This window comes from Bradyrhizobium sp. AZCC 1721 (genome assembly GCF_036924715.1).
Lineage (GTDB): Bacteria > Pseudomonadota > Alphaproteobacteria > Rhizobiales > Xanthobacteraceae > Bradyrhizobium.
In genome coordinates this window covers 4,373,640-4,394,191 of the sequence record NZ_JAZHSB010000001.1, presented here as the reverse complement: position 1 = coordinate 4,394,191, position 20,552 = coordinate 4,373,640, and the positions used below count along the sequence as shown (strand labels likewise).

At 62.6% G+C, this 20,552-nt stretch carries 23 protein-coding genes and 1 tRNA gene; 10 read left to right on the top strand and 14 right to left on the bottom strand.

The features are described from left to right. Positions 1–45 precede the first annotated feature (45 nt). The gene (locus V1273_RS21155; protein ID WP_334410756.1) at positions 46–1,950 is read right to left on the bottom strand and encodes a diguanylate cyclase; all 1,905 of its coding nucleotides are present in this window, start codon (positions 1,948–1,950) and stop codon (positions 46–48) included. Positions 1,951–2,222: 272 nt separating this feature from the next. Here V1273_RS21155 and V1273_RS21150 point away from each other — a divergent pair, with 272 nt between their 5' ends. From V1273_RS21150 to V1273_RS21140, 3 genes are read left to right on the top strand one after another with little or no spacing between them, the layout of a single operon-like run. Continuing rightward, positions 2,223–2,780, top strand: a complete 558-nt coding sequence (locus V1273_RS21150; protein ID WP_334368934.1) for a GbsR/MarR family transcriptional regulator — start codon at positions 2,223–2,225, stop codon at positions 2,778–2,780. Between the two features lie 27 nt (positions 2,781–2,807). Beyond that, entirely contained in the window at positions 2,808–3,467 is a 660-nt protein-coding gene (locus V1273_RS21145; protein WP_334410755.1) for a DUF4166 domain-containing protein, read from the top strand. Next, positions 3,464–4,900 carry a TIGR01777 family oxidoreductase gene (locus tag V1273_RS21140; protein WP_334410754.1) on the top strand — a complete coding sequence of 479 codons (1,437 nt, stop codon included), beginning with the start codon at positions 3,464–3,466 and terminating at the stop codon, positions 4,898–4,900. Before V1273_RS21145 ends, V1273_RS21140 begins: the two co-directional genes overlap by 4 nt. Before the next feature lie 27 nt (positions 4,901–4,927). Here V1273_RS21140 and V1273_RS21135 read toward each other — a convergent pair whose 3' ends face one another. Together V1273_RS21135 and V1273_RS21130 are read right to left on the bottom strand one after the other, a co-directional pair. Then, positions 4,928–6,445 (bottom strand): ATP-binding protein, encoded by a 1,518-nt coding sequence (locus V1273_RS21135; protein ID WP_334410753.1) that lies wholly within the window; start codon positions 6,443–6,445, stop codon positions 4,928–4,930. 82 nt (positions 6,446–6,527) lie between these two features. Next, complete coding sequence (locus tag V1273_RS21130; RefSeq protein WP_334410752.1) at positions 6,528–7,382, bottom strand: LysR family transcriptional regulator; 855 nt, start codon at positions 7,380–7,382, stop codon at positions 6,528–6,530. A 116-nt stretch (positions 7,383–7,498) separates the two neighbouring features. Here V1273_RS21130 and V1273_RS21125 point away from each other — a divergent pair, with 116 nt between their 5' ends. Beyond that, positions 7,499–7,927 (top strand): tautomerase family protein, encoded by a 429-nt coding sequence (locus tag V1273_RS21125; RefSeq protein ID WP_334410751.1) that lies wholly within the window; start codon positions 7,499–7,501, stop codon positions 7,925–7,927. A 44-nt stretch (positions 7,928–7,971) separates the two neighbouring features. Here V1273_RS21125 and V1273_RS21120 read toward each other — a convergent pair whose 3' ends face one another. Beyond that, positions 7,972–8,388: a tautomerase family protein gene (locus V1273_RS21120; protein WP_334381915.1), complete on the bottom strand. Its 417-nt coding sequence runs from the start codon at positions 8,386–8,388 to the stop codon at positions 7,972–7,974. 93 nt (positions 8,389–8,481) lie between these two features. On the opposite strand from V1273_RS21120, the gene V1273_RS21115 reads away from it, so the two are divergent. Next, positions 8,482–9,375 (top strand): LysR family transcriptional regulator, encoded by an 894-nt coding sequence (locus V1273_RS21115; RefSeq protein WP_334410750.1) that lies wholly within the window; start codon positions 8,482–8,484, stop codon positions 9,373–9,375. Positions 9,376–9,491: 116 nt separating this feature from the next. Here V1273_RS21115 and V1273_RS21110 read toward each other — a convergent pair whose 3' ends face one another. Both V1273_RS21110 and lipB read right to left on the bottom strand, forming a co-directional pair. After that, a complete protein-coding gene (locus V1273_RS21110) occupies positions 9,492–9,788 on the bottom strand; it encodes a hypothetical protein (RefSeq protein ID WP_334363235.1) in 297 nt (98 codons plus the stop codon). 107 nt (positions 9,789–9,895) lie between these two features. Next, positions 9,896–10,624 (bottom strand): lipoyl(octanoyl) transferase LipB, encoded by a 729-nt coding sequence (gene lipB, locus V1273_RS21105; RefSeq protein ID WP_334363234.1) that lies wholly within the window; start codon positions 10,622–10,624, stop codon positions 9,896–9,898. A gap of 63 nt (positions 10,625–10,687) precedes the next feature. Between lipB and V1273_RS21100 the strand changes: the two genes are divergently transcribed. Both V1273_RS21100 and V1273_RS21095 read left to right on the top strand, forming a co-directional pair. Continuing rightward, positions 10,688–10,930, top strand: a complete 243-nt coding sequence (locus V1273_RS21100) for a FliM/FliN family flagellar motor switch protein (RefSeq protein ID WP_027583831.1) — start codon at positions 10,688–10,690, stop codon at positions 10,928–10,930. 97 nt (positions 10,931–11,027) lie between these two features. Continuing rightward, positions 11,028–11,112 (top strand) — tRNA-Leu (locus V1273_RS21095). A gap of 186 nt (positions 11,113–11,298) precedes the next feature. On the opposite strand, the gene V1273_RS21090 is transcribed toward V1273_RS21095, so the two are convergent. The 6 genes from V1273_RS21090 to V1273_RS21065 form a co-directional block, all read right to left on the bottom strand. Beyond that, the gene (locus tag V1273_RS21090) at positions 11,299–11,466 is read right to left on the bottom strand and encodes a hypothetical protein (protein ID WP_334410749.1); all 168 of its coding nucleotides are present in this window, start codon (positions 11,464–11,466) and stop codon (positions 11,299–11,301) included. Between the two features lie 160 nt (positions 11,467–11,626). Then, positions 11,627–12,439 (bottom strand): DUF2182 domain-containing protein, encoded by an 813-nt coding sequence (locus tag V1273_RS21085; protein WP_334410748.1) that lies wholly within the window; start codon positions 12,437–12,439, stop codon positions 11,627–11,629. Positions 12,440–12,488: 49 nt separating this feature from the next. Next, entirely contained in the window at positions 12,489–13,118 is a 630-nt protein-coding gene (locus V1273_RS21080; protein WP_334410747.1) for a DUF1326 domain-containing protein, read from the bottom strand. A 293-nt stretch (positions 13,119–13,411) separates the two neighbouring features. Beyond that, positions 13,412–13,858 carry a type II toxin-antitoxin system VapC family toxin gene (locus V1273_RS21075; RefSeq protein ID WP_334363229.1) on the bottom strand — a complete coding sequence of 149 codons (447 nt, stop codon included), beginning with the start codon at positions 13,856–13,858 and terminating at the stop codon, positions 13,412–13,414. Between the two features lie 5 nt (positions 13,859–13,863). Continuing rightward, entirely contained in the window at positions 13,864–14,106 is a 243-nt protein-coding gene (locus tag V1273_RS21070) for a type II toxin-antitoxin system Phd/YefM family antitoxin (protein WP_334363227.1), read from the bottom strand. A 132-nt stretch (positions 14,107–14,238) separates the two neighbouring features. Next, positions 14,239–14,619, bottom strand: a complete 381-nt coding sequence (locus tag V1273_RS21065; RefSeq protein ID WP_334410746.1) for a hypothetical protein — start codon at positions 14,617–14,619, stop codon at positions 14,239–14,241. A 719-nt stretch (positions 14,620–15,338) separates the two neighbouring features. On the opposite strand from V1273_RS21065, the gene V1273_RS21060 reads away from it, so the two are divergent. Continuing rightward, positions 15,339–15,764, top strand: coding sequence for a hypothetical protein (locus V1273_RS21060; RefSeq protein ID WP_156908435.1), 426 nt, complete (start codon positions 15,339–15,341; stop codon positions 15,762–15,764). 467 nt (positions 15,765–16,231) lie between these two features. Next, positions 16,232–16,606, top strand: coding sequence for a hypothetical protein (locus V1273_RS21055; protein WP_334410745.1), 375 nt, complete (start codon positions 16,232–16,234; stop codon positions 16,604–16,606). A 58-nt stretch (positions 16,607–16,664) separates the two neighbouring features. On the opposite strand, the gene V1273_RS21050 is transcribed toward V1273_RS21055, so the two are convergent. Both V1273_RS21050 and V1273_RS21045 read right to left on the bottom strand, forming a co-directional pair. After that, complete coding sequence (locus V1273_RS21050) at positions 16,665–17,957, bottom strand: polysaccharide deacetylase family protein (RefSeq protein WP_334410744.1); 1,293 nt, start codon at positions 17,955–17,957, stop codon at positions 16,665–16,667. A 184-nt stretch (positions 17,958–18,141) separates the two neighbouring features. Next, positions 18,142–18,936: a polysaccharide deacetylase family protein gene (locus V1273_RS21045; protein ID WP_442893756.1), complete on the bottom strand. Its 795-nt coding sequence runs from the start codon at positions 18,934–18,936 to the stop codon at positions 18,142–18,144. A gap of 106 nt (positions 18,937–19,042) precedes the next feature. Between V1273_RS21045 and mgtE the strand changes: the two genes are divergently transcribed. Then, entirely contained in the window at positions 19,043–20,479 is a 1,437-nt protein-coding gene (gene mgtE / locus V1273_RS21040) for a magnesium transporter (protein ID WP_334381923.1), read from the top strand. Positions 20,480–20,552: the final 73 nt, after the last annotated feature.

Sequence of the window (20,552 nt, the reverse complement as noted above, 5' to 3'; positions counted from 1 at the left end):
AGCGAGCTGCTTTTTGCACAGCTACATGACAGCTCCGCGCCCTGGCTAATGCGTCCGTTCGCCCGGCGCGAACTCGCCGTCGTGCTGGATGGAGGCGCTGTCGACATATTGCAAGTCGACTGAGGAATACACGATGCTGCGGTTGCGGCCGAGGCGCTTTGCCTCGTAGAGGGCGATGTCGGCTTCTCCCACCAGCGCGGCCTCGTCGATCGTCGAACGGGTTTTTGCGGCAACGCCTGCACTGATGGTAATGTGGCCTCGGCTCGAGGCCGTGTTCGGAATGCCGAGCGCCCGAACCGTCAGCCGGATGGATTCGGCAATCTTCAAGGCATCGTCTCCCGAGCTGTTCGGCAATACGACGGCGAATTCCTCGCCGCCATAGCGCGCGGACAGGCCTGACGTGTTGTCGGTCGCATTGCCGATGGCTTTTGCAACCGCCTGCAGGCAACGGTCGCCGGCCTGGTGCCCGTAGGTGTCGTTGTAGCCCTTGAAATTGTCGATATCCAACAGCAGCACCGAAATCTCTTCGCAGGCTCCGTATTCGCGCCGCAGGAAGCCATCGAAGGTGCGGCGGTTGGTGAGCCCGGTCAGCCCGTCAGTCGCGGCGAGCTGGGTGAGGCGGCGGTTGAGCTGGGTCAGCTCATCCTCCATCCGCTTCCGTTCAGTCACATCGCGGATGACGCAGAGGAATTCCGTCCGCGCCGGGTCGCTGGTTGCGGAGGCCATCTTGAACTTGCTTTCCACCCACGCCAGCGTCCCGTCGCCCCGATAGTGCCGAAACACGACCGTACTGACGCTATCGGCGCCGTCGAGCCGGATGGTCGCCGCTTTGACGCTGTCCCTGTCGTCGGGATGGACCAGGTCGAAGCATGACTTGCCGACCAGATCTTTTGGACGCAATCCCAGCACCGGCTCGGCCGATCGGGAAACATAGCGGAGCAGGCTGTTGGCATCGATGAGGATGATGATATCGGCGATGTTGTTGGCCAGCAGGCGATAATGCGCCTCGCGCTCGCGCAGCGCGCGCTCCGTCTTGCTGCGGAAGCGGAATTGCAGGGCAACCAACGCCGCCAGCATCAGGATCATGCAGAGCAGAACGCCGGCGACGATGGCGTCGGTCCGCAATCCCTTCCACCATTCGGAAAGCAGCCAGTCTTCCGATATGGCCACGGTGACCACCATCGGGTAGTGCGGTGTCTCCTCATAGCCAAGGTGCTTCACGATGCCGTCGAACGGCGAGATGATCTTGTAGTATCCGACAGAACTTTGCTTGAGATGCTTCCTGAATAGGTCGGTCTTGGAGAGATCCGTGCTCTTGTCCGACTGCGGCCAGCGCATCAGGAGCGCACCATCATTCCGTATCAGGCTGATGCCGCCGTCGGGGCCGAGCTGGAATGTCCGGTAAAAGCTATTGAGGTAATCCTTTTCGATCGCTGCTGCGACGACCCCGCCAAAGCTGCCGTCGAGCTTGGTGATGCGTTTCGAAAGAACGATCATGGAGGGTTGCTCGTCCACACGGGATTGCATCAGTTCGCTGATCCGAAGCGTGTTGTCCGGTTTGTCACGATGGTAGGCGAAATAGCTGCGATCCGAGACGGTTTGGCGCGGTGTCTCCGCCAATGACGAATAAGTCCAGTTGCCCTTGGCATCTGTGACGCCGATGCTCCGCAATTGGGGCAGCGTTTTCGCCGTTTCAGCGAGGTATCTGTTGAACCGGTCTGGATCGGGATCCCTGTATTTCAGCAAGTCGACCATCCCGCCCATCGCGATATCGACCGCCTGGATGGTGTGCGAGGCATGCTCGGAAAGCGAATGCGCGAGGTTCTGGATCTCGGAGCGGCCGCTCGCCAGCGCCGCCTTCTTGGCGTCGAGCACCTTCCAGGCCATGACGCCGAGGATGCAGGCGGTCATGACCAGCGCAAAGGCGATGACCAGGGACGTCGATGTCACCCGCCGCAGCGGCCCGCCGGGGTCTGGGGGATTTCGATGGGGCATTCCGTGCCTTGATGCCGCGCCAGACCTCGTTGCTGGCAGCGTGCCAGCGGAGTCTAAGACGCGACCGGTACTGGGCGGTTAACGAGCTGACCGGGAAAACACGGAACTACGAACCCAAGTTCCATTTCGGGAACCAAGACCCTCTTGGAAAGCTCGATGCGCGGATCAGGGTCCTCCAAACCGCAAGGGGCCTTGACAGCCGCACAGTAACGTCAGATATTTCTGTCATGACAGAAAAGACCGACAAAAAGAAACTTCCTGCCGTGGTCGAGCGGTTCATCCTGCACTGGGGTGATATGGGGGACGAGTGGGGCGTCAACCGCTCGGTCAGCCAGATCCACGGTCTGCTGTATCTCGCCGAGGCGCCGATGACCGCGGAGGATATCGCCGAGACGCTCGGCATGGCGCGGTCCAACGTGTCCAATTCCATCAAAGAACTGCTGGCCTGGAATTTGATCCGGCGGGTGCCGATTCTCGGCGACCGGCGCGATCATTTTGAGGCGGAAACCGACATCTGGGAAGTGGCGGCGCGGATCGCCGCACGCCGCAAGGAGCGCGAGATCGATCCGGCCATCGATGCGCTGCGTGCCTGCGTTTCCGACGCCGCTGACGATCCGACCATCAGCCCAGTCGCGGCCAAGCGGCTGAAGGAAATGCTGGCTTTCACCGAACTGGTCGACCGCTGGTACGCGCAGATGCTCAACGTGCCGCGGCCGAGGCTGGCCGCGCTGATCAAGCTTGGCGAGAAGATCGTCAGCTTCTTGCCGGCGGGGAAAACCAAATAGGGCAGAGGGGCAGAGCAGGAGCGTGTGATGGTGTCCACGAGAGTACCCGGGTTTCCCGCAACCCCTGCCTCGATCCTGCTCGACGACCACCGCTTCCACGATCTGTTGCCCGACGAGGAGTGGGGCCGACTGCCGTTGGCGATCTGGCGGCGATTTTCCAAGCGCTTCGCCGATGGCGAAACTGTCGTCTATGTCGGCACGGTGGAGGAGGCGAGTTTTAGCCGCGCCGGCTGGTGGCTGGCGCAGCTCGCGCGCGTGATCGGCGGGCCGTTTCCGCTATGCACTGAGACCGGCGTCTCGATGGCCGTGATGGTGACCGAAGATGCGGCGAGCGGCGGCCAGATCTGGACCCGGATCTGCGCGCGCAGCAACGGCTTTCCGCAGGTCATTCACTCGGCGAAACGGTTCGCCGGGCCGACCGGGCTGGAAGAATATGTCGGCTACGGCGTCAGCATGGCGTTGCGCATAGCGGTCGAGCACGAAGCCCTGGTGTTTCGCAGCGTCGGCTATTCCATGCAGATCGGGCCGTTGCGGTTGCTGCTTCCACCCTGGCTTACGCCCGGCGATCTCACCGTGACCCATTCCGACCTCGGCGGCGGCACGTTCCGTTTCACGCTCGAGATCGTTCACCCCCGCCTTGGCAGGCTCATTCGTCAGTCCGCCGTGTTCATGGAGGCCGCATCATGACGTCGTTGCTTTGGATCCTGATCGCCGTTCAGGTCGTGATGGGCGTGTTCGACACGTTCTACCACCATGAGCTGACCGAGCGGCTCGCATGGCGACCATCGCAGCGCTATGAGCTGCAGCTTCATGCGTTGCGCAACATGCTCTACGCCCTCTTGTTCCTGGTGCTGGGCTGGCTGGAAGTGCACGGCGTCTTTGCCATGCTGATCATCGTGGTGCTCGTTGCGGAAATCGTCATCACGCTGATGGATTTCGTCGAGGAGGACATGAGCCGGAAATTGCCGGCCAGCGAACGCATCAATCACACGCTGCTCGCGATCAATTACGGCGCCATTCTGGTGCTGCTGCTGCCGGTCCTCATCGGTTGGGCGGGGCAGCCGACCGGCGTCAAATCGGCTTACACAGGATGGCTCAGTCTGATCGCGGCGGCTGCGGCCGTCGGCGCTGCCCTATGCGGGCTGCGCGATTTCACCGCGTCAAAGCGCCTTTCGCGAATGACGAGTGCGCCGGCGGCAAGCCTGGTCGAAAAACTGCCCGACCGGCAGACGGTGCTGGTCACCGGCGCTACCGGATTCATCGGCAGCCGCCTGGTGGCAGGCCAGAGCGAGGCAGGGCATCAGGTGATCGCGCTGGTGCGCAACCCCGCCAAGATCGAGATGCTGCCGCCGCCGGTCACGCTGATCACGAGCCTCGACCAGCTTCCGGCCGACACCCGTATCGATGCGATCGTCAATCTCGCGGGCGAGCCGATCGGCAACGGGCTGTGGACCGAAGCCAAGCGCCGCAAAATCCTGGATTCCCGCATCAACATGACTGGCGATGTCATCCGTCTGATCGCGCGGCTCGAGCGCAAGCCGGCGGTGCTGGTCTCAGGCTCGGCGATCGGCTGGTACGGGCTCTGGCAGGACCAAGTGCTGACGGAATCGGCCAAGTCGCATGCCTGCTTCAGCCATGAACTCTGCGACGCCTGGGAAAAGGCAGCGCGTCCGGCGGAAGAGTACGGCGTGCGGGTGGTCTACTTGCGGATCGGCCTCGTGATCGGCACCGACGGCGGCTTCATCACGCGAATGCTGACGCCGTTCGAGTTCGGCCTCGGCGGGCCGCTCGGTTCGGGCCGGCAGTGGATGTCGTGGATCGAGCGCGACGACCTGATCCGCCTGATCGCCCATGTGATCGCGCGCCCCGAGATCTCAGGACCGGTCAACGCGACGGCGCCGATCCCGGTCACCAATCTGAAATTCACCGAAGAGCTTGGCCGTCGCCTGCGCCGGCCTGCGGTGTTCCGCATCCCCGGCGGGCTGTTGCGTCGTATCGGCGGCGATTTCGCCAATGAATTGCTGCTGGGCGGCCAGCGCGTGTTGCCGAACAAGGCGCTCAGCAACGGTTTTGTGTTCCGGCACGAAACGCTGCGCAGCGCCTTCGAGGCGATCTTGTGAGGAGGGCAGTGATCCACCAGCCAGCCATCACCGCGGCAGTTTCGCGATCGCCTGGCTGAGCTCGTGGATTTCGTAGGGCTTGCGCAGAATCGGAAAGTCGCCGCGCACATTCCGCGCGGAATCGCTATAGCCGCTGGTTAGAAGGATCGGCAGCCCGGGTCTGACGGCCTTCAAATGGTGCGCCAGGCCGAGGCCGTCCATCTTGCCGGGCATCACGATGTCGGAGAAGACGAGGTCTATCCCGTCGAGTTCGATTTCGCGCAACGCGGCCTCGGCGCTCGCTACCCTGCGCACGGTGTAGCCGAGCTGTTCGAGCAGGCCAGTGCTGACGGCTGCGACATCAGGATTGTCCTCCACCAGCAGCACGGTGCCGCTTCCGCCGGTTTCAACCGCGTCGACATCCCCGGCAGCATCAGCGGGCTCCTTTCGCGGCAGCAGGATTGTGATCTTCGTGCCCTTGCCGAGCTCGCTCGCCACCTTGACCGTTCCGCCGGCCTGATGGGCGAAGCCGTGAACCTGCGATAGTCCGAGACCCGTGCCCTTTCCGATCGGCTTGGTGGTGAAGAAGGGATCGAAGACCTTGCCGAGCACATCGGGTGCGATGCCGGTACCGGTATCTTCCACCGAGATCGCGACATGTTCTGTCTCGGCCTCACCTGGCGTGTCGTTGTGCGCCGATATCGTGATGACGCCGCCGCCGGTCATGGCGTCGCGCGCGTTGATGACGAGGTTGACCAGCGCCGTCTCGAACTCGGTGACGTCGACCATCACCGGCCAGACGCCCGGGTCGACGGCGATCTGCAGGCTCACCGCGTTGCCGACGCCGCTGTCGAGCACCTCGCGCATCGCATCGATCTGCTCGGCGACGTCGACGGCCTGCGGATTGACGCTCTGCCGCCGCGCGAATGTCAGCAACTGGCTGGTGAGGGAGGCGCCGCGTTTGGTCGCTCCTTCGATCGCCGACAGCGCCCGCAGGCACCTGGGATCGTTGCCCACCGCTTTCTTCAACGTGTGAAGGCTGCCGCTGACGATCATGAGAAGATTATTGAAATCGTGCGCCACGCCGCCGGTCAGTTGGCCGAGCGCATCGAGCTTCTGCGATTCCGCGAGCTGCTGGTGCATCCGTTCGAGTTTGAGCTGGGCTTCGCGGCGTTCGGTAATGTCGCGGGTGATCTTGGCGAAGCCGACGAGCTTGCCGTCCTCGTAAATCGGGTCGATGACGACGCTGGCCCAGAAGAACGTGCCGCCCTTGCGAACGCGCCAGCCATCCTCCTCGTAGCGGCCCTGTTCCCGGGCAATGCGCAAGGCGCGAAGCGGCTTGCCATTCGCGCGGTCGATGTCGGTATAAAAGCAGGAAAAATGCTGTCCGATGATTTCGGCGGGGGCGTAACCCTTGATCCGCTGGCCGCCGATGTTCCAGCTTGTCACCACGCCGGTCGGATCCAGCATGTAGAGCGCGTAGTCGGAAACGCCTTCAACCAGGAGTCGGAAATTGCGCTCGCTTTCGAATAGATCCCTTTGCTGCTGCTGATCCTTTTTGAACATCCGACCTGCCCATTTAACTGGCGCAAACGCATGTCCTGCCGATTGGTTCCACGGCCGTTTGGGTTTTTAACGAAATGGTGGGTTACCGCGCTGCGGCCACGCGTCTGAATGTCGCCGCCAGCGTCCGCAGCGCCGCGAGCTTGGCTGGGTCGCTGACCTTCGAGTGCAGCATCACCTTCGAGGAAGCGAGCCGCGGCAGTCCTTCGGCCGGCCCGATATCGACCAGGCCCGGTGGCGCGATCCGGTGGGCCAGTGGCGCTACCGTGAGGCCGGCCAATGCCGCGGCGGCCACGGCAGTGACACCGCCGCCGACAAAGCTCTCGCTCCAGGCGATGCCGGCCTTGTCGAGGGCACGGACGGCAAGCGCGCGTACGCCGCAGGGCGGCGCCAGCATCGCCAGTGGCAGCGTCTCGCCGCGGCGCCAGGCCAGAGTTTTGGCGGCAAACCAGCCGAAGCCGTCTTCAGTCAGCTTCTCGCCGCCGCGGCGGCTGCCTTCCTGGCGGACCACCACGGCATCGAATTCGCCGGCATCATAGGCGTCGAGTATCTGGCGCGAGAAGCCGATGGTCACGGAAAGCGCCAAGTGCGACGACACCGCATGCAGCCGTTCGAGCAACGGCACCAGTTCGGGGCCCGCGGCGTGATCGGAGATCCCGAGCGACAATTGCGGACGCGTGGGCTTGTCGCCCGACAGCGCGCGGTCATGCGCCTCGATCAAAGCACGGGCGTGGGGCAGGAAGGCAACGCCCTCGGCGGTCAGCGCGACGGTGCGCGGCGAGCGCTCGACAAGCCGCCGGCCCACGACGCTCTCCAGCCGCTGCAGCTTCATGCTGACGGCGGCCTGCGTCGTGCCAAGCGCTTCGGCGGCGCGCGTGAAACTTTGCAGTTCGGCGACCAGGAGGAAGGCCTGCACCGTATCGATATCCAGCGTGCTCATGGCATCATCAACATGACTTATCATTGATATGAATAAAGATAAGATACAAAAATGATGGCCGCGGGTCTAGCTAGAGGGAAGCGCAATGCCAGCGCGCCAACTCAAGGAGAACGACCATGCCGCTCATCACCGTCACCTATTCCAGCGTCCGTAAGGCCCCGTCGCTGCAGGCCGAGATTGCGTCTGCTGTCAGCGATCTCACCGCGCGAATCCTGCGCAAGGATCCGAAGGTTACTGCCGTCATCGTGAAGTCAGTCGATGCCGCCGACTGGTTCGCCGGCGGCAAATCGCTCGCCGAGCAGAGCCTCGCTAGTTTCTGGCTCGACGTCCACATCAGCGAAGGCACCAACACCAAGGACGAGAAGGCAGCCTATCTCGCCGCGCTATTCCAGCGCATGGGCGAATTGCTCGGGCCGCTGCACGAGGAGAGCTACGCCCATGTCGATGAAGTGAAGGGCGATGCCTACGGCTTCGGTGGCCTCACCCAGGAGTGCCGCTACATCGCCGGCCAGCTCGAAGTCGCGCCGCGGAAGGCTGCGGCGTGAAGATCGACGTGCGGACGGCGCGAGCGCGTCCGCACGGCTTGCTGTTAGCGGGCGGCCGCTGGGCTGGTTGCCATCGGCGCGTGGTGGTCGCCGAATGCAAGTCCGCGTCCAAGCGACCAGTCGACCGGCGCATTTTCAGTCAGCGCGATCATGATGTCGTCTGCTGAAAATCCGGCGTCGACGGCCCGATTCGCAATCCACCGAAACAGATTTTTCTTCTGATCGACCGTGCGCCCTGCGAGAAACAAAATCTCGATGATCGACGCATCCGATGTGCGCGCGACATCCGGGAATGTCGGGTCAATGAACATCATTTCGCGCGCGTAGGTCGAAACGAGCTGAAACCGATCCTTGGGCGGCACGCCGCAGGTCTCGACGAGACCCTCGTGCACGGCGTCGGCAAGGGCGCGAATTCTGGCCGGTGCAAGATGGGCCGGAACGGCGATGCGGGCGAGGGGCATGGGAAGACCTCCAAATCGTTGGGAGCTCCGTCCTATTCGTGCTAAGAAAAGAGATAAATTCTCGATTTTGCGAGACACTGATACCGAAAAATCATGAATATGCTGATGCACCCGATGTCAGACCTCGCGGTTTTCGTCCGAACGGTCGATCTGGGGAGTTTTGCGGCCGTGGGCGCCGAAATCGAACTGACCGCCTCGGGCGTCTCCCGGATCGTGACGAGACTGGAGCGCCGCATCGGGGCCAAACTGCTGCATCGGACGACGCGGCGGCTGGTGCTGACGCAGGAGGGCGAAACGTTCCTGGTTCACGCGAGAAGTATCCTGGCTGCGGTCGAGGCCGCCGAAGCCGATGTCGCCTCCGTCCATGGACGTCCGCGCGGCCATCTGCGGATCAACAGCGGCACCGCGTTCGCAAGGCACCGGCTTGCGCGACTGCTGCCGCCGTTCATGGACCGGTTTCCAGAAATAGCAGTCGATCTTTCGGTGAGCGATCACCGCATCGATCCGATCGCCGACCAGGTCGATGTCACGATCCGGGTCGGGCCGCTTGGCGATAGCGAGCTGATCGCGGTTCGCCTCGGCGAAGTCAGGCGCGTCATCGCCGGCAGCCCACGATATCTGGAGCGCCATGGCATTCCCGAACAAGCCGCCGATCTCGCCCGACACAATTGCCTGCAGCTCAGCGGCTTCTCGCGGCTCGCGCAATGGCCGATGTTCGAGCAAGGCAAACGGATCATCGTGCCGGTGAAAGGATCGATCCGCTCTGATAGCGCCGATTTCCTGCTCGACCTTGCGCTCGCCGGCGCAGGTCTCGTGCGGTTTGGCGACTTTCTGGGGGAGGCGGCCGTGAAGGACGGCAGGCTGGTTCCGGTGCTGTCGCACTGCCATGATCCCGATCCGCAACCGATCACGGCCCTGATCCTGCCGGGGCGGCAAACCATCCCGCGGGTTCGGGCTTTCGTTGATTTCCTGAAGGCGAGCATTTGACGGCGGTTGGACAGCCGCTTCCACGCGCAGGCGCGACTCGTGGCGCCGAACAGACCTTCGAATGCGCCCGAGCGCGACGCCGGCATCGCGGTTCGTCCGCCGAGCGGCTCTCCGCTTCACACGATCAGCACATCCAGCACGGCCGCGGTTGCTGCGACAAGTGCGAGCGCAATCACGGTGGCTCGCCAAAGCAGTTGCTGACGCGCCGCGCGGCGATCGTGGAATGCCAGCCAGTCGCGAACGAATCCGGCGGGAATGTTCATCGTGACGCTAAGTCTGGTCGGATGATGCAGTTCGTGATCCGCGAACATGGCGCGCACGTTCGCCACGCCCAGTCGGTCAAGTGCGCAATTCCATTCCCAGGCGTGCGTGCTGTTGGTCCATCGGTTCTCGAAGGGAAGCCTGTGCGACATCACCGCGACCTCCGCTGTTCACCGCCTGCCTCTGATATGTGGCCGCACTCGCCGTGGCGGAAGACCTCAAGAGAGAGCCGCGATGGAAGCGGTACCGATCGACAGTTTCAGGCCGTTGTCGCGGGCAGGTCTGCCATGGTCGTTCCGAACACTTCCTGGAACGCCCGCCGGAGCGCGATGTCGACGTCTTCCATCGTCACGGGCAGGCCGAGGTCCACGAGTGAGGTCACCCCGTAACGCGGATCGACAACGCCGCAGGGGACGATGGCAGAAAAATGCGAAAGCTCCGGCTCGACATTGATGGCGATGCCGTGGAACGACACCCAGCGCCGCAACCGCACGCCGATCGCGGCGATCTTGTCTTCGTGGCCGACACCCTTGTCCGGCCGCCTGACCCAGACACCGACACGATCCTCGCGGCGCTCGCCGCGCACGTTGAAGGCATCGAGCGTGCGGATGATCCACTCTTCGAGGCCGGCAACATAGGCGCGCACGTCCGGCCGCCGCCGCTTGAGGTCGAGCATCACATAGGCCACCCGCTGGCCGGGACCGTGATAGGTGAGCTGTCCGCCGCGGCCGGTGGTAAACAACGGGAAGCGCGGCTCGAGCAGGTCGTCCTGCCTGCCGCTGGTGCCGGAGGTATAGAGCGGGGGGTGCTCCAGAAGCCAGACCAGTTCGGCCGCCTTCCGCTCGGCGATCTCGGCCGCGCGGGCCTCCATTGCAGCCACGGCCTCGGGATAGGGTACCGGTTCCGCCGAAATCCGCCATTCGACCCCGCCGCCGCCTTGGGCTTGCGCGAAGGTCGTTAAATCAAGGCTTTGGCGGTCATTAACCATTGGCTAACCATAACGTGTTCAGGTGGGAACCACACCAATTTAGTCCCCTTTGGCGGTTCAGAAGTGGCCACCCTCGATAAAGTCAGCGTCGATCTCATGGTGGTGCTCGGCACCACCACCATGCCCATCCACCAGGTGATGCGGCTTTCCCGCGGCGCCATTATCGAACTGGACGCCACCGAGGCGGACGAGGTCAAGATCCTCGCCAATAACTTGCCCATTGCCTCTGGCGTGGTTCTGGTCGATCGCAACCGCATCGCGGTCGAAGTCAAGCAAATGCTGCCGAAATCCCCTGATGTCAGGTAGTTATCGGAGCGCAAAACTTCCTTGTCCCTCCATCCCTGATTTGTTACATCGCAGCCGTTGATCCGGCGGGCTGCAATCCTTCCAGCCGGTATCCCAAGCGCTCGTGGCGGAATTGGTAGACGCGCTGCCTTGAGGTGGCAGTGAGTAACATCGTGGGGGTTCGAGTCCCTCCGAGCGCACCAAGGCAATAAGACATTGATACGAAAAATGTTTTCGTGATCTTTCTATTCCCACGTTGTAACCCGCAGCGAATTCTAGAGTGCTCTTCCGCTAACCTTCCATGTTTGATCTCCTGGCCGAGCGTTTGCTCTGGTAGTCGTCGCAGCCTTCTTTGTACCAATGCCCCGCCAAGGAAAACCGTTGTTTGGTCACGAGAGGGCAGTGGTGTAGCCCAGCGTAGAAATCGGCGGGTTCGCACTCTCATCAACGAGCGCCACCATCAACGAGCGCCACGCGATTTCGTACACGCAGCGGTTAGCCGGCGGCTTGGCGCGATCCACGTCCGCAACAGGCATGACAATGACCTGGAGTTTCATCTCGATTGCGTTGGCAACCGCGGGTTCGCTCCGAAAGGCGTTGCCATGCTCTCACCTCGTAGGCGCGGACAGAAAGCAATGGGGGACAGTAAGGTCGAGTTGCACTTGCGGTGTTGCTGATGGCAATTCGAACTGAGCAAGCAGGTTCTCATCACGGCGGCTACGACACTAGCAGCCAAGCGCCCGCGGCCACACATGCAATGCCGGCAGCACGCGCGATCCAGCGTCCAACCGGCGTAAGTTTCTCCAAAAGGACAAGCAGCGCCAAAAGCGCAATCCAAAGCACGTTCATCACTCCGCCTACGAACAAAAGCGCCATCAAAACCCAGCAGCAGCCGACACAATAGCCTCCGTGCCGAAGCCCCAGCAGCAGGCAGCCTCGCAGGTGGTTCTGAAAGCCGCCGTGGCGCATCAGGAACTGAAACGGCGACTGGCATTGGGCGAGACAGACGTCCTTGAGCGGTGTCCATTGATAGACTCCCGCCGCGATCAGCACGATTGCGCCGAGCAGGTTGCTGGCGATCGTCATCCGGGAATCCAGCAGGGCTGCCCGTTCGATCACCCATTGGAGAAAGGTGGCTGCCAGCGAAAAGCCGCTCCAGACGAGGAGATAACCGGCCGCAAACCAGCCGGTCGCGGCGAACGGCTTGCCCTGCGCTTTCCACTGTCGACCCACGCGGGCGTACATGAGGATCATGGGCGCTGCCGAGGGTGCCATCATTCCGACCATCATCACCGCCCACATCAGGAACACATACGCGAACTCGATCGCTCGCCATGGCTCGTTGGCCGGCAACATGATTCCGATTCCGGCCGGGATCATGCGGAACCCGGTCATGTCCATGCCGCCCATGTCCATGTCATTGGCGAGCCAGAGCATATAGCCCCATGCCAGCGCGACAATGATCCCGATCGCGCCGCCGACGACCCAGCGATCGCGCCGCAGCACGATTTCCAGGGGGCTGTCGGTCATTTGCGACTGATGTTGCTGGCCTTGTTACAGGGCCGTACCAGGAACTGCATCACGCTTGGTTCGACCAGCGGATCGGCGCATAGAGGCCGTTCTTGCCGGAATTATCCCAGCGCATGCCATGATCGCTGAACGTGTTGCCGGAGGCGCCGGCTGCCAACACCATGTTGTCGGGGCTAACGGGATGGCCGATGTTCGCCCACATTTCCCCGCTCGGATGCATGGTCGGCAACGGATCGACGGACATGTGCAGAATGCCCGGGATCTCAGCGGACCGCGTCTTGCCGTCGATCCTGAATGTGATTGGGACCTTGCGCAGTCCCAGGTTCTTGCTGATCAGCGGTGTGAACGCGGCCATAGGACCACCGGCAGCGCCGGTAAAGATCGCAGCTAGGGCCTCGGTCTGCTGATCGTCGGCGCGCTGATCGATATAGACGGCCAGCGACCAATCTCCGTCTGCCATGACCCCAGGTGCGTGGAGGATGATCAGGACATTGAGTCCATCGAGCGTGATGTCGCCATAGCGGCCGCTTTCGATGTGGAAGATCAGCGGGACGTTACAGAAGCCCTCGGTCGGTCGCGAGGTCAACGGAGGGGCCGCCGACACGAGGCAGGGACACACGATGCTGCAACTGCAGTTCTCGAAGTAGTCACCGGAAAGGTGCCATGGGACGTCCGCCATCGCTCTCTCCCGCTAGGCCGAACCCGATTGATTGCTTTCGAACGAGCTACGTGTAGTTGAAATTACGCTGCGCGGAGAAGTACCGCAAGGCGATTCCGCGATCGAAATACGCCCGAGGAAGGCGCGATGGACATGCGACCGCCCTCCGAGCGCACGATGCTCAAAAATGTACGATCGCCTGATCGGAGAATTCCGCCGGTACATCAATTTTCGGCGGCTTTCGTCTGGCGTTTCTTCGTGGCGCAGTTGGCGTTGGATCGTCATCGCCAAGAGCGTCTAAAGTCTCTGTCTGATCAGGGACAAGATGCCGGCGGCAGCGCGGCGAAAGGATCGAGCACGCGCACGCTGAGCGGTGCGAAATGCTTCAGATTCCGCGACAGGATCGTCAGTCCGTGCTGGAGCGCGGTCGCGGCGATGATGATGTCGGCGAAACCCGGCGCTTGCCCTTGTCCGCGCGCGCGATCCAACAGGACTCCCGCACGTCGAGCGGTCGCGGTATCGAAGGCGAGAATACGCTCGCCATAGAGATGCAGCAGCGTCTCGAGCCAAGCGTCGAGGTCGGCCGCTTTGTGTGTCGCGCCCTCGCGCCGTGCCTTTGCGATGCCGTCCTCGATCTCGGCGATGGTCACCACCGATACATAGAGATGAGCGGAATGGTCATCCATCCACGTTATCAACGCCGGTGATGCCGATCTCGATGGCGCGCCCGCTGAAATCACATTGGCGTCCACTAGATACAAGACGACTAGAACTCGGTTTGACGCAGCGGCTCGGTGTCGCGCGGCGGCAGATCGTCCGGCGCGAGTGGCGCCGCCATGAGTAGGCGGCCGAAAGAGGGCACTTGCGACAGCCGCTGCCATTCCTGATAGCTCAAGATCACGGCCTCTCGCTTGCCGTGCCGCGTGATGACGGCTGGCTCGCCGCCCACGGCTTTATCAACCAGTGCCGACAGGCCGGACTTCGCGTCCCGAAGCTGAATTTCACGCATGACGACCCTCGATCGGATGTGACTACAGTAGTCATAATTAGCCTTGACGTAAAAATCAAGCTGCGTCCAGGCTTTCCTCCCGGGGTGGGCTTTGATGGGCACCTTACGGTTTGGGTGCAAGGGGCAAACCCGTCACGGCTCGGCCCGGCTCGATCGAGGTTTGAGCGGGATTTGGAACGTCTTGTATCGCGCGATCTCAGGAAAGCTGTCCGCGGCTCTGGTAGAGACTAACCCGACGACCGCGGCCGGAACTTCTTTGCCGACCAGCCGGCTGATCGCCGTGGTTTGACCTTTGGTCAGTTGGACGTCGGGCGCACCCGCTGCCGCCATCGCGGTCCTGACGCGGCTGATCGACAACTCGGAATATCTATCGTCGATCGCAATTGTCTTGCCGGCCAGGTCGGGGACCGACTTGACGTCGGGACCTGTCACGAGGACGGCCACGAGAGCGTTCAGCGACGCATCCAATGTCGGGACCGACATTCGCTCCGCGACGGCAGATGCGGCCGCCACTTGCTCCTCTGTCGTTCGGGTTGGCGGAACGTCAGTCGTTGGATGCGGATCTGTGGCGCTTGCTGGAGGCGCTTGGGAAGCAACGGCATTGCCCGTCGTCTGCTGGTTCGCTTGCGGAGAAGGAACCGGAACGGGAATGGTAGCTTTCGCCGCGACCTTGATTGGCTTGGGTGTTCGACGGACCGCGTGGTCCGCGTGAGATCGGGGCGGCCTGTCGCCACGCAAGGCGACGGCGGACACCGGTTTCGTTGCGGCAGAATCGCTCTCATACGACTCAGGTTCGATCGGCACATGAACCGCGGTCAGACAGGCTAACGGGTTCAGGCCAACGCAGGATGGCTGTGTTGGTGGTTGGCTGCTGCAACCGACCAAGGCGACAGCCAGCGCGCAAATAAGGAGCGTCCTCAATCGATCCTCCTGAAGAGGTTGAGTGCTGCCCGCAATTCTTGCGGCTTGAAGGAGTTTGCGCTGATCCTCAATCAATGATGCAAAACGGTTAAATGCGCATTAAGCGTAGGCCACGCGCAGCCTGATGCGCCGGCATGGTTAATGCGTGAGCCAGTGCCGCTTCGGATCAACAGAAGCGACCCGGCACTATCCCACGGTGCTTGCATTCACACGTCTGCCTTTTCGTTGCTTTCTTCCATGCGGGATTTCGCCACGAATCGGTCGCCATGCTCATGCGCTGGGGTTTTTCATCGAGTGATGGAGAATGACCGATGGCGAGTATCGAACGACTTCACAAAACTGCGCCGCTGGATTTAGCCAAGCTTGAGGAAGATGTCGTAGGGAGCCTTCCTGCGATCAGGGCGGCTCCATCGGGGCCGATGCCGGACTACGTCGAGCATGAAGAGGGCGTCACCCGCGTCGGTGCGCTCACGGCCGAGGCCGTGGTGCGTGACTATGAAGCCGCCGCCAAGGAAATTGAAGCCATGGGAGCAGAGCTGATCAGCGCGGCGAAGAGATGCGAGGCAATGACTGCCGAAGTGCATAATGCCATTGCCTTCATGCGCGACACCGCGGCCTCGTATCGTGAGGAAGCCAAGAAGATCTTCAAGCGCATCGAGGAATGCTCGATCTTCACAGAACAGGTGCGGAAGACCTGCGAGACCGTCAAACTCAAGATGGTCGAAGGCAAGCCATAGCCGCGTTGAGCCATCCGGAACATCGATCAGCTTGGTCGTCCCGACGGGAAGACCTGTTTTTGAATAGCGTGTGTGAATTACGGCACACGGCTGGTGCCACGAATCAGCTTATTTTGAAGTCTCCTCCCTAAACTTGTACCCGCCGCAAATGGCGGGTCTCCTTTGCGGTATCCTGCAATAGGGATCGCACCGCGTCAGTGCTGCGATGGCCGCACGCCTGATCGGTCGGTCTGCGCTCAGACCAAAAGTTGCAGATTTTTTCTGCACAATCGGTTCAGGTGAGGCAGGTGCGTGTCCGCAATGACACGCCGCAGCAATTCCTGTGGGACGGGGCGCGGGTGATACCCCTGCCGTCGCACCGTTCGCGTAAACTGAATGAGCCTGCCGGCTGCTGATTCCCGCCGGCTTCGCCGCGGTTCGGCGCTTCCAGGACGTTCGAGACTACCAAGACCACCCGGAGCATCTTCATGCTGTTTCTGAGCTACGCCTATCGATTCCTCTCCAACTTCGTGTTCCTGGCGCTGGTCTATTTTGCTCTGAATTTCCTAGAAAAGTACCAGCATCGCGTGGTCGTCGCGGTTCTCGTGCTGGTCTATGCCGGCATGCATGCGGCATCCGCGCTGCGGTCGTTTCACTTCTTCCAGCGCATCGAACGGCTGGAACTGGAGGCCCGCCGTTTGGTGGCGGCGCTGGGCGAGGGGCCGAATTCGACGTCTACGCGCAAGCAGGCGATCGCCGAAGTCAGCGGGCTTCGCCAAGCCGGTGAGATCAAGGCCTATATCGACCTGCTGTTTCTCGCCATCGTCATCCTGCTCTGCATTGCCAAGATCGTGGCCAGTTGAGCCTTTGTCGCGATGGCGGCCAGCGTCAGGAAAATAGATCGGGCGGGACCGCGGCCGATCAGCGCTTTTTCAAGCCCGCAACGCGAACCGACCGCGCATTCCGCTTCGCTTGTGCAGCGGGCTTCGGCGCGGTCCCGCTGGCGCCCTCCGGGGCCTGCGCGGTCTGTCCGGCGGGTACCGGCGGCTGAGCGGTCGCTGCGCGGTCGTGGCGACGGGATTTCCCGGCGAGCCTTGCCGAGGAGACTTCCGTTGACCGAACTTGCGCAACCGACGTCGTCCGCCGCGCGGACAAGGCCAGCATGGCTACGCGCGTCGATTCCGGGATATTGAAAATACTCTCCGCCGGAATCGGCAGCGCGGCCAGCGTGCCGACTGGCGGCAAACTCGTCTGGTGCGGCCACGGCGTTGCCAGTGACAGGGATACACCGCGCCCGCGTCGCCGGGCGTGCGCACCAAGATCGGCCGTGTGCCAGTCGAAATTGGACAAGGCCGGGACGGGCAGCGCAGCGGGGCCGGCAGCAGCGAATTTCGAGACCTTCGGCCAGCGCGAAATCGCCACCACTTCCGACGGCGGACGCAACTGCCATTGCTGCGGCTCGGTCGGCGTCGCCGGCCGCTCCGGCGTCGCCGGCACCACATGGACGATGCGATAGCCGCGTGCCTTCAGTTCGCTCAGGATCTTCGGCAGCGCCGTGACGGTGCGCGGCTGAATGTCGTGCAGCAGCAGGATGCCCTTGCCCTTTCGCTCAAGCCGCTGCATCGCGAGCTCATAGACGCGATTGGCGGACACATCGCGCCAGTCGTCGGCCGGGAAATCGGCGCTCCAGAGCTGAAGTCCCTTGGAAGCGGCGAATTCCTCGATCTCGTTGGTGCGGCGCAGTCCGGGAATGCGCAGGAACGGCGCGGGCGCGGTGCCGTCGCCGAGCGCCGCGGTCACCGATGCGATGCCTTGTTCGATCTCCTGTTTGGAGCGGTCGAACGGCAGGCGATCCATGCCGCCTGGATGGTTCTGGGTGTGGGTGGCGACCGTGTGGCCGGCATCGCGCACCTTGCGCACGCCTTCCGGACTGGCGTTGGCCTGGCTCCCGACCAGGAAGAAGGTCGCCTTCGCGCAATGGGCAGCGAGAATAGCGAGAATCTGGTCGCTGTATTTCGGCAGCGGTCCGTCGTCGAAAGTCAGCACCACCTCACGGTCTTCGAGTGGCAGCGTCTTGCGGTATTGCATGGTGCCGATGATGGGATGGGCGCGCGGATCGACCACGATGGTGCGTGACGTGCCGATGGCGTCGGGATGACCGGGGCAATCGGCGGCGGAAGCTGTTTGTACGGTGAGGCAGGTCAGCGCTCCCATGCACAAAGCAGCCCATGGCCGCGATCGGGGGCCTTCGAATACGCTAACAATCATTGAACACCGGCTTCATTCCAACCTTGGTTCCGACGACCAGCACCAAGGTTCAATCTTTCAGGCGGGCCATGCTTACACGAGACGCGATGAATCGTGCTTTAATCGACTGAACTTCATGCCGATTTTGGCCCTAATGTGCCTTGCCGGACACGGTTTTGGCATCTGCCGGGACGAGGTGGACCACGCGGTAGTGATTGTCGCGGAGGTAGCGCAGAAAGGCCGGCAGCATGGCCGCGGTCTGCGCTTTCGGATCGTGCAGCAGGATGATGCCCTTGCGGGCAATTTGCAGCCGGTCGGTGAGCAGTTTCAACTGTTGCGCCGGCGTCATATGATTCCAATCGCTGGCCCATAGATCGGCGCCGAACACGGCGATGCCGCGCCTTTGCAAGGTCTCCAGCGTGGCGGGCGTCATTTCAAAATAAGGGAAGCGAAAGAACGGCGTGGTCGGGGTCGTGGTGGCCGCGCGGTGCAGCGCCGTTTCGACCGCCGCGATGCCCTTGTCGATCTCGCCGATGGCAGCCTCCGGCTTCATGTATTTGAGATTGTGGTGGGTCCAGGTGTGGTGCGCGATGGTATGCCCCTGGGCGGCCATTCTTCGCACCAGTTCGGGATGTTCGGAGGCACGCCTTCCGAGCAGGAAGAAGGTGGCGCGCACGCATTCCTGCGCCAGTGCAGCCAGTATCTTCTGGTCCGTCGGCGGCCACGGTCCGTCGTCGAAGGTCAGCACCACTTCGCGGTCTTCCAGCGGAAGCGTCTGTGGAAAGCTCTTGAGGCCCACGCGCGGGTAGGTAGCGGCATCCACCGCGAGAACGCGTGAGGTGCCGAGCGCGTCCTTGCGGGGACATTCGGCAGCCGTCGCTGCCACAGCCGAGGTCATCAATATCGCGACCGCCGAGCACAGCGCCGCACCGAATTTCAGGGTCATTTGCCGTTGGTGATATTTGGCATTGCGCATGGCGCAGCCGATTGGGTAATGCGTCAAGCGTAGCTCAGACGAGTTCCCTCATTCTGTCAAACCGGCGAGGCGCGGCATGGCCGAGAATATCGACGTTGCCCAAGCCGCCGAAGCGCGACCGGACCAGGGATCGGTGCTCGACCATCTTTTGATGCGGGACGAGGAAGGGCAGCTCCGCCGCGAGTTTGTCGAGGAGATTGCGCGCGCGATCCATGCTGCCGACCGGCCGTTGTTGTGCGAGGTGGTGGCGGAACTACACGAGGCCGATCTCGGCGATTTGATCGCGGCCCTCGAGCCCGAGGACCGCGTCACCCTGGTCGAGATCACGGGCACCGATTTCGACTTCTCGGCGCTCAACGAGGTCGATGACGCCGTCCGCGAGGAGATCCTTGAGGAGCTCGAGCCGGAAACGGTTGCGGAGGGCGTTCGCGAACTGGAGTCCGACGACGCCGTCCAGTTGCTCCAGGGCCTCGACGAGGAGGACCAGGAGGAGATCCTCGAAAAGCTGCCGCCGCCCGAACGCGTCGCGATCGAGCGCGTTCTGCTCTATCCGGAAAATTCCGCCGGCCGCCGGATGCAGACCGCGTTTATCTCGGTGCCGCCGGATTGGACGGTCGGGCAGGCGATCGACTACATGCGCGACACCCCCGATCTGCCTGACCGCTTCTACGAGATCTACGCGGTCGATTCCGAACAGCACTGGCAGGGCGCGGTTTCGCTCGACACGCTGTTGCGGGCACGCCGCCCGGTGCCGCTTGTCGACCTGATCGAGGAAGACCGCCGCCGCGTCTCGGTGCTCGACGACCAGGAAGAGGTCGCGCGGATGTTCGGCAAGTACAATCTGGTTGCGGCCCCCGTCGTCGACACCACCAACCGGCTGGTCGGTGTCATCACCATCGACGACGTCGTCGACGTGATCGAGGAAGAGGCTGATGAAGACCTGAAGGCGCTCGGCGGCGTCACCAGCGACGAAGAATTGTCCGACAATGTCTGGACCATCGCGCGCGGTCGATTCAATTGGCTCCTGGTCAATCTGGCGACGGCGTTTCTGGCGTCCTCCGTGCTCGGCCTGTTCGAGGGCCAGCTCGAGAAGATGGTGGCGCTCGCGGTGCTCGCGCCGATCGTGGCGAGCCAGGGCGGCAATGCCGCGACCCAGACCATGACGGTGGCGGTGCGGGCGCTGGCGACCCGCGAACTCGGTTCCAACAACGCGCTCCGCGTTGTCATGCGCGAGGCGATGGTCGGCCTCGTCAACGGTCTCGCCTTTGCCGTCATCACGGGCGTCGCGGCGGTGGCATGGTTCAAGATCCCCGGTCTGGGCGTCGTGATCGGCCTCGCCATCATCTGCAACCTGGTGGCCGGCGCGCTCGGCGGCATCCTGATCCCGATGGTGCTGGACCGGGTGCGCGCCGATCCGGCGGTGGCGTCGGGAACGTTCGTCACGACGATCACCGACGTGGTCGGCTTCTTCTCGTTTCTCGGCATCGCCACGCTGTGGTTCGGGCTGAAGTAACAAAACGAGGTCTCATTTATCGTTAATCGGACCTTAAGGCGCTTCGCCGATGATGTTGGCCCACGAGGTCAAC

What these genes read in the sequence shown, in the direction of transcription:
- V1273_RS21125 (WP_334410751.1), top strand. Translation starts at nt 7,499, where the DNA reads ATGCCGCTCATCACCGTCACCTATTCCAGCGTCCGTAAGGCCCCGTCG.
- V1273_RS21120 (WP_334381915.1), bottom strand. Translation starts at nt 8,388, where the DNA reads ATGCCCCTCGCCCGCATCGCCGTTCCGGCCCATCTTGCACCGGCCAGA.
- V1273_RS21085 (WP_334410748.1), bottom strand. Translation starts at nt 12,439, where the DNA reads ATGACCGACAGCCCCCTGGAAATCGTGCTGCGGCGCGATCGCTGGGTC.
- V1273_RS21140 (WP_334410754.1), top strand. Translation starts at nt 3,464, where the DNA reads ATGACGTCGTTGCTTTGGATCCTGATCGCCGTTCAGGTCGTGATGGGC.
- V1273_RS21080 (WP_334410747.1), bottom strand. Translation starts at nt 13,118, where the DNA reads ATGGCGGACGTCCCATGGCACCTTTCCGGTGACTACTTCGAGAACTGC.
- mgtE (WP_334381923.1), top strand. Translation starts at nt 19,043, where the DNA reads ATGGCCGAGAATATCGACGTTGCCCAAGCCGCCGAAGCGCGACCGGAC.
- V1273_RS21060 (WP_156908435.1), top strand. Translation starts at nt 15,339, where the DNA reads ATGGCGAGTATCGAACGACTTCACAAAACTGCGCCGCTGGATTTAGCC.
- V1273_RS21115 (WP_334410750.1), top strand. Translation starts at nt 8,482, where the DNA reads ATGAATATGCTGATGCACCCGATGTCAGACCTCGCGGTTTTCGTCCGA.
- V1273_RS21130 (WP_334410752.1), bottom strand. Translation starts at nt 7,382, where the DNA reads ATGAGCACGCTGGATATCGATACGGTGCAGGCCTTCCTCCTGGTCGCC.
- V1273_RS21145 (WP_334410755.1), top strand. Translation starts at nt 2,808, where the DNA reads ATGGTGTCCACGAGAGTACCCGGGTTTCCCGCAACCCCTGCCTCGATC.
- V1273_RS21055 (WP_334410745.1), top strand. Translation starts at nt 16,232, where the DNA reads ATGCTGTTTCTGAGCTACGCCTATCGATTCCTCTCCAACTTCGTGTTC.
- V1273_RS21110 (WP_334363235.1), bottom strand. Translation starts at nt 9,788, where the DNA reads ATGTCGCACAGGCTTCCCTTCGAGAACCGATGGACCAACAGCACGCAC.
- lipB (WP_334363234.1), bottom strand. Translation starts at nt 10,624, where the DNA reads ATGGTTAATGACCGCCAAAGCCTTGATTTAACGACCTTCGCGCAAGCC.
- V1273_RS21135 (WP_334410753.1), bottom strand. Translation starts at nt 6,445, where the DNA reads ATGTTCAAAAAGGATCAGCAGCAGCAAAGGGATCTATTCGAAAGCGAG.
- V1273_RS21070 (WP_334363227.1), bottom strand. Translation starts at nt 14,106, where the DNA reads ATGCGTGAAATTCAGCTTCGGGACGCGAAGTCCGGCCTGTCGGCACTG.
- V1273_RS21090 (WP_334410749.1), bottom strand. Translation starts at nt 11,466, where the DNA reads ATGAAACTCCAGGTCATTGTCATGCCTGTTGCGGACGTGGATCGCGCC.
- V1273_RS21045 (WP_442893756.1), bottom strand. Translation starts at nt 18,936, where the DNA reads ATGACCCTGAAATTCGGTGCGGCGCTGTGCTCGGCGGTCGCGATATTG.
- V1273_RS21050 (WP_334410744.1), bottom strand. Translation starts at nt 17,957, where the DNA reads ATGGGAGCGCTGACCTGCCTCACCGTACAAACAGCTTCCGCCGCCGAT.
- V1273_RS21150 (WP_334368934.1), top strand. Translation starts at nt 2,223, where the DNA reads ATGACAGAAAAGACCGACAAAAAGAAACTTCCTGCCGTGGTCGAGCGG.